This window comes from Aquabacterium sp. A08 (assembly GCF_011742065.1).
Map to the genome: position 1 here is coordinate 24,201 of NZ_JAAQQT010000642.1, position 9,503 is coordinate 33,703.

At 69.8% G+C, this 9,503-nt stretch carries 11 protein-coding genes; 9 read left to right on the top strand and 2 right to left on the bottom strand.

The genetic code is table 11. The features are described from left to right. Positions 1-169: 169 nt before the first annotated feature. Complete coding sequence (locus HA630_RS14175) at positions 170-1,027, top strand: YbgC/FadM family acyl-CoA thioesterase (RefSeq protein ID WP_166833532.1); 858 nt, start codon at positions 170-172, stop codon at positions 1,025-1,027. Here the strand turns inward: HA630_RS14175 and HA630_RS14180 are convergent. Next, positions 979-1,872 (bottom strand): NRDE family protein, encoded by an 894-nt coding sequence (locus HA630_RS14180; protein ID WP_166833530.1) that lies wholly within the window; start codon positions 1,870-1,872, stop codon positions 979-981. The genes HA630_RS14175 and HA630_RS14180 overlap by 49 nt on opposite strands. An 11-nt stretch (positions 1,873-1,883) precedes the next feature. Then, a complete protein-coding gene (locus HA630_RS14185; protein WP_166833528.1) occupies positions 1,884-2,831 on the bottom strand; it encodes a folate-binding protein YgfZ in 948 nt (315 codons plus the stop codon). A gap of 64 nt (positions 2,832-2,895) precedes the next feature. Between HA630_RS14185 and mltG the strand changes: the two genes are divergently transcribed. The 8 genes from mltG to HA630_RS14225 all read left to right on the top strand — a co-directional run. Continuing rightward, positions 2,896-3,891 (top strand): endolytic transglycosylase MltG, encoded by a 996-nt coding sequence (gene mltG / locus HA630_RS14190; protein WP_371809219.1) that lies wholly within the window; start codon positions 2,896-2,898, stop codon positions 3,889-3,891. Positions 3,892-3,895: 4 nt separating this feature from the next. Continuing rightward, a complete protein-coding gene (tmk, locus tag HA630_RS14195) occupies positions 3,896-4,543 on the top strand; it encodes a dTMP kinase (RefSeq protein ID WP_166833524.1) in 648 nt (215 codons plus the stop codon). Further along, positions 4,540-5,562: a DNA polymerase III subunit delta' gene (locus tag HA630_RS14200; protein ID WP_166833523.1), complete on the top strand. Its 1,023-nt coding sequence runs from the start codon at positions 4,540-4,542 to the stop codon at positions 5,560-5,562. The genes tmk and HA630_RS14200 overlap by 4 nt, the downstream gene beginning before the upstream one ends. Positions 5,563-5,568: 6 nt before the next feature. Next, positions 5,569-5,934: a PilZ domain-containing protein gene (locus tag HA630_RS14205; RefSeq protein ID WP_166833521.1), complete on the top strand. Its 366-nt coding sequence runs from the start codon at positions 5,569-5,571 to the stop codon at positions 5,932-5,934. 13 nt (positions 5,935-5,947) lie between these two features. Then, positions 5,948-6,754: a TatD family hydrolase gene (locus HA630_RS14210; RefSeq protein WP_166833519.1), complete on the top strand. Its 807-nt coding sequence runs from the start codon at positions 5,948-5,950 to the stop codon at positions 6,752-6,754. 113 nt (positions 6,755-6,867) lie between these two features. Continuing rightward, positions 6,868-7,503, top strand: coding sequence for an ankyrin repeat domain-containing protein (locus HA630_RS14215; protein WP_243855373.1), 636 nt, complete (start codon positions 6,868-6,870; stop codon positions 7,501-7,503). Between the two features lie 104 nt (positions 7,504-7,607). Then, positions 7,608-8,057 carry a tripartite tricarboxylate transporter TctB family protein gene (locus HA630_RS14220; RefSeq protein ID WP_166833515.1) on the top strand — a complete coding sequence of 150 codons (450 nt, stop codon included), beginning with the start codon at positions 7,608-7,610 and terminating at the stop codon, positions 8,055-8,057. 52 nt (positions 8,058-8,109) lie between these two features. After that, positions 8,110-9,503, top strand: a 1,394-nt coding sequence (locus HA630_RS14225) for a tripartite tricarboxylate transporter permease (RefSeq protein ID WP_166835466.1), incomplete at its 3' end; no start/stop codon positions are given.

Consider the following 9,503-nt stretch of genomic DNA (forward strand, 5'->3'; position numbering starts at 1 on the left):
GGTTGATTTGGTGAAAGTAATATTTTTGCATCAAAAAACTCTTTTTTACTGTAACCGCACGCTCCGCACGGCACCATGCCCAAATGGGTAAGACATAGGAGACAACGGCCATGACAAGACCGGCTCAAGTTGGGCAACAATGGCAGCCCATCACACCAAGCCGTCGACCATGAAACGACAAGACTTCCGCTTTTTCCACCGGCTGCGCGTGCGCTGGGCCGAGGTGGACATGCAAAAAATCGTGTTCAACGCGCACTACCTGATGTACTTCGACGTGGTCATCACCGAGTACTGGCGCGCCCTGGCCCTGCCGTACGAAGACGCGATGCACCAGTTGGGCGGCGAGTTGTACGTGAAAAAGGCGTCGGTGGAGTTCAACGCCTCGGCGCGCATGGACGACACGCTGGACATCGGCATGGCCTGCACCCGCCTGGGCAACTCGTCCATGACCATCACCGGCGCCATCTTCCGGGGCGAGGAACACCTGATCACTGGCGAGCTGATTTACGTGTTTGCCGACCCGGCCACGCAGACCTCGCGGCCGATCCCGCCCGGCCTGCGCGCGCTGGTGCAGGGCTTTGAGGCCGGCGAAGCGGTGTTGGCCGTGCGCACCGGCCCCTGGGCCGAGCTGGCCGAGCCGGCGGGCCAAGTGCGCACCGCCGTGTTTGTGGAAGAACAGGGCATTCCCCGCGAGGAGGAGTGGGACGCCGCCGACGAGGTGGCGCTGCACGCGGTGGCGCACAACCGGCTGGGCCAGGCCGTGGCCACCGGGCGCTTGCTGCCGGCCACCGACGGCGTGGGCAAGATCGGACGCATGGCCGTGCACCGGGTGTTGCGCGGCACCGGCGTGGGCCGGCACATTTTGCTGGCACTGATGGACGCGGCCCGCGCCCGGGGCGACCACAGCGTGCGTTTGAGCGCCCAGCGCACCGCCGAAAGCTTTTACCGCCGCCTGGGCTACCAGCCGGTGGGCGAACCTTACGACGAGGTGGGCATCCCCCACCGGTTGATGGAAATCCGCCTCTGAACGCTGGCGTCCAGCGGCCAGTGGCTGGCCACGGGCACGGCGTGTGGGGCGGATTGCACGGCGTGGGTCCACTCCTGCAGTTCCAGCGCGGGGCCGTCTGCGCCCAGGCTGCACCGGGCGATCAGGCTGCTGCGCGTGCCGTAGCCGTGCGCGGGCAGGTGCACGAAGGTGCTGCTCAGGCCGCGCTGCCAAGCGTCGGCGGTCGCGTCGGGGGCAGGGCGGGCATCGAGCAGTTGCCGCAGCAAGGGGGCGTGCCAGCCGTCTGGCGCCGGCCCGGTGCGCAGGCGGGCGTGTGCCGCGCGCACCGCCGCGCGCAGGGCCAGGGTTTTGGGCCAGGGGGTGTCGAGGTGGGCATTGGACAGGCCGTACACCCCCGGGCCCAGCGATCGGCCCGTCCAGCCGGTGGGCAGGCCCAGGTCGCTGCTTTGGGGGGCTTCGGCCGTGGGGCGGTTGCTCAGCCAGACCCAGGTGGCGGTGTGCAGGTCGCCCAACACCAGGTTGAAGCCGTTGTAGGCGGCGGGGTGGGTGCGCGCCACCAGGTCGCGCCAGTGCGGGGTGTGCCCGGGCCCGTCCAGCCAGTGCAGCGGCAACTCGCCCCGGCTGCGCGGGGCCGACTCGGGCCCGCGGGGGCGCACATTGGTCAACATCGCCACCCGGCCGTGCGCCGAAAACCCCAGCCAGGTACCGCCGGCTTCGGCGTCACGGCCGGCCCAGATGGGGGTGCCAACCGGGCTGTGCCAGCGGTCCAGCGGCTGGGTGGGGCGCTGCCACCATTCGTCGCGGTTGGACGCCAGCAGCAGCGGGCAGGGACCGGTGCCGCCCAGGGCGAAGGCGATCAGGCACATGCCCGCAGGCCTCAGACGTCGGCCAGCAGCGGGTAGGGCAGGGGCTGCAGCGCCAACGGCGGGCCGCTGGGGCTGCCCAGCGTCAGCGGCTGGCCGTCGGCGGCGCTGGTTTGCATCGACACCACCGCGTCCCAACCGGCCACCGGGTGCGGGGCGCTGGCGGCCACGGTGCCGCAGGGCTGTTCGGCGTCCGAGGGGTGGAACACCTCCTGGCCCACGGCCATCGGCGCGTCGGCATGCACCGGGTAGGCGCGGCGCTTGAGCGTGCCGCGGTATTGGCTGCGGGCCACCACCTCCTGGCCGGGGTAGCAGCCTTTCTTGAAGTTCACCCCGCCCACCGATTCGTAGTTCAGCATCTGCGGCACAAAGGCCTCGAACACCGGCGCGGTGACCGCGACCACGGCGCTGCGCACCTCCAGCCACTGCCAATGGGCCAGCGCCAGCGCAGGGCCGGCCGGGGTCGGGCCGTTGACCGGACCGCAGGCCAGCGCGCGTGCCAGGCCTGCGGCGTCGGGCAGGCGCACCCAGTCCAGGCCGTCGATGGTCTGGTGGCTCCAGGCGGCGGCAGGCAGGGCAGGGGGCACGTCGGCTCCGGCCACGCCGTACAGGGCCAGTTCGTCGCCAGCGGGCGCGAGCTTGACCTGGGCGCGCAGCACAAACATGCCCAGCCGCTTGAGGGTCTGGGCCCGCAGGTCGGGGGCGCAGACCAGCACGATGTCGTCGTGCGCGCGCTTGAACGCCACGAAGCTGGCCTGCATCCGGCCCTTGGCGTTGCAGAACGCCGCCAGCCGCGCTTCGCTCAGGCCCATCAGGGCAAAGTCCTGTGTCAGCTGCCCGTGGAGGAATTTGGCGGCATCGGCCCCGTGGGCACGCAGCAGGCCGCCGCCGTCCAGGCGCACCACGCCGCGCAGGGTCTGGGCATCGAAGGTCGGGGGGCTGGCAGGGGTGGGCAGGCTCATGGGGCAGTCACTTATCATCAGGGCCTTGTATTTTCACCGAGGTCCCGAGTCCGTGTTCCGATTGTTGAAATGGTGGCTGACGGCCGCGCTGGTGCTGGCGGTGGCGCTGGGCACGCTGGTGGCCGTCTGGCTGCACCGGCCGCTGGCCTGGCGCTCGGGCGACGCGCCGGTGCTGGACGTGACCGTGCCGGCCGGCGCCAGTGCCCGGGCGGTGGCGCAGGCCGTCGCCCAGGCGGGGGTGGACACGCCCGTCTGGGCCCTGCACGCCTGGTTCCGGCTGTCGGGGCGGGCCCGCGACATCAAGGCCGGCAGCTACGAAATCACCCCCGAACTGGGCCCGCGCGCGCTGCTGGACAAGCTGGTGCGCGGCGAGCAGGCGGTGCGCCGCGTGACGCTGGTGGAGGGCTGGAACCTGCGCCAGGTGTTGCAAGCGCTGCGCAGCGCCGAGCACCTGCAGGACGACCTGCCGCCCGGCACCTCGCCGCACGCACTCGCCCAGGCCTTGGGCCTGGCGGCCCGCCACCCGGAGGGGCGGTTTTTCCCCGACACCTATGTTTACCCCAAGCACGCCACCGCCAGCAGCGTGCTGCGTCAGGCCGCGCGCGCCATGGACCAACGGCTGGCCGAGGTCTGGGCCGAACGTGCGCCCAACCTGCCCTTGCGCGGACCGGACGACGCGCTGGTGCTGGCCAGCATCGTCGAAAAGGAAACCGGCCTGGCCAGCGACCGGGAGCAGATCGCCGGCGTCTTCATCAACCGCCTGCGCATCGGCATGCGGCTGCAAACCGACCCGAGCGTGATCTACGGCCTGGGCGAGGGCTTTGACGGCCGGCTGCGCCGCCGCGACCTCGACACCGACACGCCCTACAACACCTACACCCGCGCCGGCCTGCCGCCCACGCCGATTGCCATGCCGGGCACCGCCTCGCTGCGGGCGGCAGTGCGCCCGGCCGACACGCCGGCCTTCTATTTCGTGTCCCGCGGCGACGGCTCCAGCCAGTTCAGCCAGACCCTGGACGAGCACAACGCGGCCGTGCGCCGCTACATCCTGAACCGCTGAGCGCATGCACACCGACCCCACGCCGCCGCGCGGCCGTTTCGTCACCTTCGAGGGTATCGACGGGGCGGGCAAGTCCTCGCACATTGGCACCCTGGCCGCCCGGCTGCTGGCCCAGGGCCGCGCCCTGACGCAGACGCGCGAACCCGGTGGCACCCCGCTGGCCGAGCGGCTGCGCGAGCTGCTGCTGCGCGAGCCCATGGACCCGCTGGCCGAAGCCCTGCTCATGTTCGCCGCCCGGCGCGACCACCTGCAGCGGGTGATCGAACCGGCCCTGGCGCGCGGCGAGGTGGTGTTGTGCGACCGCTTCACCGACGCCACCTTTGCCTACCAGGGCCATGGCCGGGGTTTTGACCTGACCGTGTTGCGGCAGCTGGAGCAGTGGGTGCAAGGCCCCGCGCCGCAGCGCCAGCCCGACCTGACCCTGTGGTTCGACCTGCCGCCCGCGCAAGCCGCCGAGCGCCTGGCGGGCGCCCGCAGCCCCGACAAGTTCGAGGCCCTGCCTCTGGATTTTTTTGCGCGGGTCGCGGCCGGCTACGCGGCGCGGGCCGCCGCCGACCCCGGCCGTTTCGTGCGCATCGACGCGGCCCAGCCCCTGGACGCGGTGTGGGCCCAGGTGGAAGCCGCCTGCCGCGCGCGGGGGTTGTTGGCATGACCGCGCTGGCCCCCTGGCTGCAAACCCAGCTGACCTGCCTGTTGCAGCAGCGCGGCCATGCCCTGCTGCTGGCGGGGCCGCCCGGTCTGGGCCAGTACCCGCTGGCCCTGGCCCTGGCCCGTGGCTGGCTGTGCGAACGGCCCAGCGCCCAAGGCGCGTGCGGCCAGTGCGGAGCCTGCCACGCGGTGGACGTGCGCACCCACCCCGACCTGTTCGTGCTCATGCCCGAAACCCTATCGCTCGAACTGGGCTGGCCGCTGGACGAGAAAACCCAGGACAAGATCGACAAAAAAGAACTGAAGCCGAGCAAGTTCATCCGGGTCGATGCCACCCGCCAGGCCGTGGCCTTCAGCCAGTTCACCCGCTCGCGGGGCGACACCAAGGTGGTGCTGATCTACCCGGCGGAACGGCTCAACACCGAAGCCGCCAACACCCTGCTCAAAACCCTGGAAGAGCCGGCCGGGGCCTTGCGTTTCGTCATCGCCACCGAGGCCGCCCACGCCCTGCTGCCCACCATCCGCAGCCGCTGCCAGACCCACGAACTGCACTGGCCCGACACCGCCCAGGCGCTGGCGTGGCTGCAAGCCACCGCCGCCGCGGACCCGGCGCTGGCCACCCAGCGCCCGAGCACGGCCGACCTGCAGACCTGGCTGCGTGCCGCCGGCGGCCGCCCCGATGAAGCCCTGGACTGGTTGCGCCTGGGCCCCGCGCCCGGCCTGTGGTCGCGCCTGCCGCGGGCCATTGCGGCCGGCGATTGGTCGGCCCTGAGCGGCTGGACCGCGGCGCGGCAAATGGACGTGCTGCAAAAGCTCTGCCACGACCTGATGGTGCGCCAGGCGGGGGCCGAGCCGCGTTTTTTCGCCGCGCCCGACCTGCCCCCGGCGCCCGCCCTGGCCGTGCTGGTGGCTTGGCAGCGCGAGCTGCAAGCCGCCGCCCGCACCCTGGAGCACCCCTACAGCGCCGCCCTCATGCAGGAGGCCTGGGCCAGCGCCGCCCAGCGCGCGCTGGCGCTACACTAGGCCCACATGAGCACCGCCGACGCCACCGCTGCGGCGCGCCCGACAGTGATCCAGTTGTCGATCAAGGAAAAGGGCGCGCTGTACGCCGCCTACATTCCGCTGTTTGCCGAAGGGGGCATCTTTGTGCCTTCGGTGCGCGAATACCAGTTGGGCATGGACGTCTACGTGCTGCTGACCCTGCCCGACGACCCGCAGCGCTACCCCGTGGCCGGCAAGGTGGCCTGGATCACCCCGGCCGGCGCCGCCGGTTCGCGCTCGCAGGGCATCGGCATCCGCTTCCCGGCCGACGAGAAATCCAAAATGCTCAAGGCCCGCATTGAAGAAATCCTGGGCGCGCACCTGGCCTCCGACCGCGGCACCCAGACCGTCTGAACCCACCCGCTGCATGTTTGTCGACTCCCACTGCCACCTGAGCTTCCCCGAACTGCGCGCGCAGTTGCCCGAGATCCTGCAGGCCATGGCCGCCGCGCAGGTCGATCGCGCCCTGTGCATTTGCACCACCATGGAAGAATTCGACGCGGTGCAGGGCCTGGCCGCCGAGCACCCCCACCTGTGGGCCACCGTGGGCGTGCACCCCGACAACGAAGGCGTGCGCGAGCCCACGCTGGACGACCTGCTGGCCGGCGCCGCCCGGCCCAAGGTGGTAGGCATCGGCGAAACCGGGCTGGACTACTACCGCCTGGGCGACCGCAGCGTGGCCGACATGGAATGGCAGCGCGATCGTTTCCGCGTCCACATTCGGGCCGCGCGGGCCACCGACCTGCCGCTCATCATCCACACCCGCAGCGCGTCCGACGACACCCTGGCCATTCTGCGGGAAGAGGGCGGTCTGGCCTCGGCCGCGGGCGGTGTGCAGGCGCCGGCCCGTGGCGTGTTCCACTGCTTCACCGAAACCGCCGAGGTGGCCCGGGCCGCGCTGGACCTGGACTTCTACATCTCGTTCTCGGGCATCCTCACCTTCCGCAACGCGGCCGACCTGCGCGACGTTGCCCGGCTGGTGCCGCTGGAGCGTTGCCTGATCGAAACCGACAGCCCCTACCTGGCCCCCGTGCCTCACCGGGGCAAAACCAACAGCCCGGCCTATGTGCCGCACGTGGCGGCCCAGTTGGCCGAGCTCAAAGGGTTGCCGCTGGAGGCCGTGGCCCGCGCCACCAGCGACAATTTTGAACGCCTGTTCAACCGCGCGGTCTGACGCGCATGTCCCGCACCCACGTTCCCGCCCACGCCAGGCCGGCGCCCCATCCGTCACACCCCATCCAACCGCGTGCGGGTTCCCGCTGGCGCACCTGGCTGGTTGCTGGTCTGTTGTCGCTCGGTGCCGGCGCCTGGGCGCAGTCGGGTTCCTACGACGCGTTTTTCACCGCCATTGCGCGCGACAACCCGGGGCCCTTGCCAGCCTTGCAGGCGCGGGGTTTTGACTTCAACAGCCCCGACCCCACCCTGCAGCCGCCGCTGGTGCTGGCCCTGCGGCGCGAGTCGTGGCGGGTGGCGCATTTCCTGCTCGGTGTGCCGGAGCTCGACGTCGATGCCCGCAACCCGGCCGACGAAAATGCCCTGATGCTGGCCGCCATCAAAGGGCAGGTCGACCTGGTGGAGCGCCTGCTGCAGCGCCAGGCCCAGGTGAACAAACCGGGCTGGGCCCCGTTGCACTACGCCGCCAGCCACGTCGGCCCGGCGTCGCTGCCCATCACCCGCCTGCTGCTGGAGCGGCACGCTTACATCGACGCGGCCTCGCCCAACGGCACCACCCCCCTGATGATGGCGGCGCGTTACGGCCAGGCCGCGGCCGTGCGCCTGTTGCTGGAGGAGGGCGCCGATCCGCTGCTGCAAAACCAGCAGGGCCTGACGGCCGTGGACTTTGCGCGCCGCGCCGAGCGGCCCGACATCGTGGACGCCATCGCCCAGGCCATCCGCGACCGCCAGCCCAAAGGCCGCTGGTGAGCCGCGGCCGGCGCCTGGCCGGCCCGCTACGTGCAATTACGTAAAGACGCTGGGGGCATTTGCCTGTCCAATCCCATCGGTACAACCTTGGCTTTGGAGACGACATGGCACACAAAGACACCCGCGACATCCTCGGCGGGCTCGCAATGCTGGCCCTTGGGCTGTTCGCCGCCTGGTACGGCAGCAGCGAATACGAGATCGGCGACCTCAACCGCATGGGGCCGGGCTACTTCCCCATGGCCCTGGGTCTGCTGCTGGCCGCGCTGGGCCTGTTCATTGCGCTGCCGGCCTTCTTCCGACGCGGCGAACCCATCCACATCGAATGGAAAACCTCGGTGCTGGTCATTGCCAGCATCGTCGTGTTTGCCGTGCTGCTCAAAGGCTTGGGGCTGGTGCTGGCCGCCGCCCTGGCGGTGCTGGTGTCGTCCCTGGCAGACCGCGAAATTTCCTGGCGCAACCGCCTGCTGGTGGCGGTTGGTGTGTCGGCCATCACCTACCTGGTGTTTTCTGTGGGGTTGAGCATGGTGCTGCCGGTCTGGCCCTGGAGCCAGTGACGCGTCACCGCTGCCGAACACCTTTTCCTGACCCCTTACGGAACCCCACACCATGGACATCGCAAACGGACTTCTGACCGGCCTGGAAGCGGCGCTGCAGCCGATGACGCTGTTGTACTGCTTCATCGGCGTTTTCATCGGCACCCTCATCGGCGTGCTGCCGGGCATCGGCGCCATGGCGACGATTTCGCTGCTGCTGCCCATCACGTACCACATCCCGCCCACCTCGGCCATCGTCATGCTGGCCGGCGTGTACTACGGCGCGCAGTACGGCGGCTCCACCGCCTCCATCCTGCTCAACCTGCCGGGCACGCCGTCGTCGGCGGTGGCCTGCCTCGACGGTTACCCCATGGCCAAGCAGGGGCGGGCAGGGGTGGCGCTGTTTATGACCACCATCGCCTCGTTTGTCGGCTCCATGCTGGGCATTCTGGTGTTGGTGCTGTTTTCCCCCAGCATCGCGGAACTGGGCCTGAAGTTCGGCCCGGCTGAGTACTTTTCGATGATGCTGCTGGGGCTGGTGGCGGCGTCCAGCCTGGCCTCGGGCTCGCCGGCCAAGGGCATGGCCATGGTGGTGCTCGGCCTGCTGCTGGGCACTGTGGGTACCGACGTCAACTCCGGCGTGGCCCGCTTCGACTTCGGTGTGCCGGAGCTGATGGACGGCATCAACCTGGTGGCCCTGGCCATGGGGGTGTTCGGCATTTCCGAGGTCATCGGCGGCATCAACCAAAAGCGCGAAGGCGAGGTGAAGGAATCCATCTCCATGCGCTCCATGCTGCCCACGCGCAAGGAGTGGAAAGACTCGGCCCTGCCCATGCTGCGCGGCACCGGCATCGGCAGCTTTTTTGGCGCCTTGCCCGGCACCGGCGCGTCCATCGCTTCGTTCTTCTCGTATGCCGTTGAAAAGAAGATCGCCAAAGACCCGAGCCGCTTCGGCAAGGGCGCCATCGAAGGCGTGACCGCCCCCGAGGCCGCCAACAACGCCGCCTCGCAAACCGCCTTTGTGCCCACCTTGTCCTTGGGCATTCCCGGCGACGCGGTGATGGCGCTGATGCTGGGCGCACTCATCATCCACGGCATCCAGCCCGGGCCCTTGCTGATGACGCAGCAGCCCGACCTGTTCTGGGGCCTGATCGTGAGCTTCGGCATCGGCAACATCATGCTGATGATTCTGAACCTGCCGCTGGTGGGCATGTGGGTGGCCATTCTGCGCATCCCCTACAACGTGCTGTACCCGGCGATCCTGGTGTTCATTGCCCTGGGTGTGTACAGCGTGAACAACAACACCTTCGACATCCTGATGGTCGCGGGCATAGGCGCGGTCGGCTACCTGCTGGCGGTGCTGAAGTTTGAGGCCGCACCGCTGATGCTGGGCTTTGTGCTGGGTCCACTGATGGAGGAAAACCTGCGCCGCTCGCTGCTGCTGTCGCGCGGTGACATGATGACCTT

Bases quoted from the DNA above. Each gene is read 5' to 3' on its own strand.
- HA630_RS14205 (WP_166833521.1), top strand. From the start codon at position 5,569: ATGAGCACCGCCGACGCCACCGCTGCGGCGCGCCCGACAGTGATCCAG.
- HA630_RS14185 (WP_166833528.1), bottom strand. From the start codon at position 2,831: ATGAGCCTGCCCACCCCTGCCAGCCCCCCGACCTTCGATGCCCAGACC.
- HA630_RS14180 (WP_166833530.1), bottom strand. From the start codon at position 1,872: ATGTGCCTGATCGCCTTCGCCCTGGGCGGCACCGGTCCCTGCCCGCTG.
- HA630_RS14175 (WP_166833532.1), top strand. From the start codon at position 170: ATGAAACGACAAGACTTCCGCTTTTTCCACCGGCTGCGCGTGCGCTGG.
- HA630_RS14200 (WP_166833523.1), top strand. From the start codon at position 4,540: ATGACCGCGCTGGCCCCCTGGCTGCAAACCCAGCTGACCTGCCTGTTG.
- HA630_RS14210 (WP_166833519.1), top strand. From the start codon at position 5,948: ATGTTTGTCGACTCCCACTGCCACCTGAGCTTCCCCGAACTGCGCGCG.
- tmk (WP_166833524.1), top strand. From the start codon at position 3,896: ATGCACACCGACCCCACGCCGCCGCGCGGCCGTTTCGTCACCTTCGAG.
- HA630_RS14220 (WP_166833515.1), top strand. From the start codon at position 7,608: ATGGCACACAAAGACACCCGCGACATCCTCGGCGGGCTCGCAATGCTG.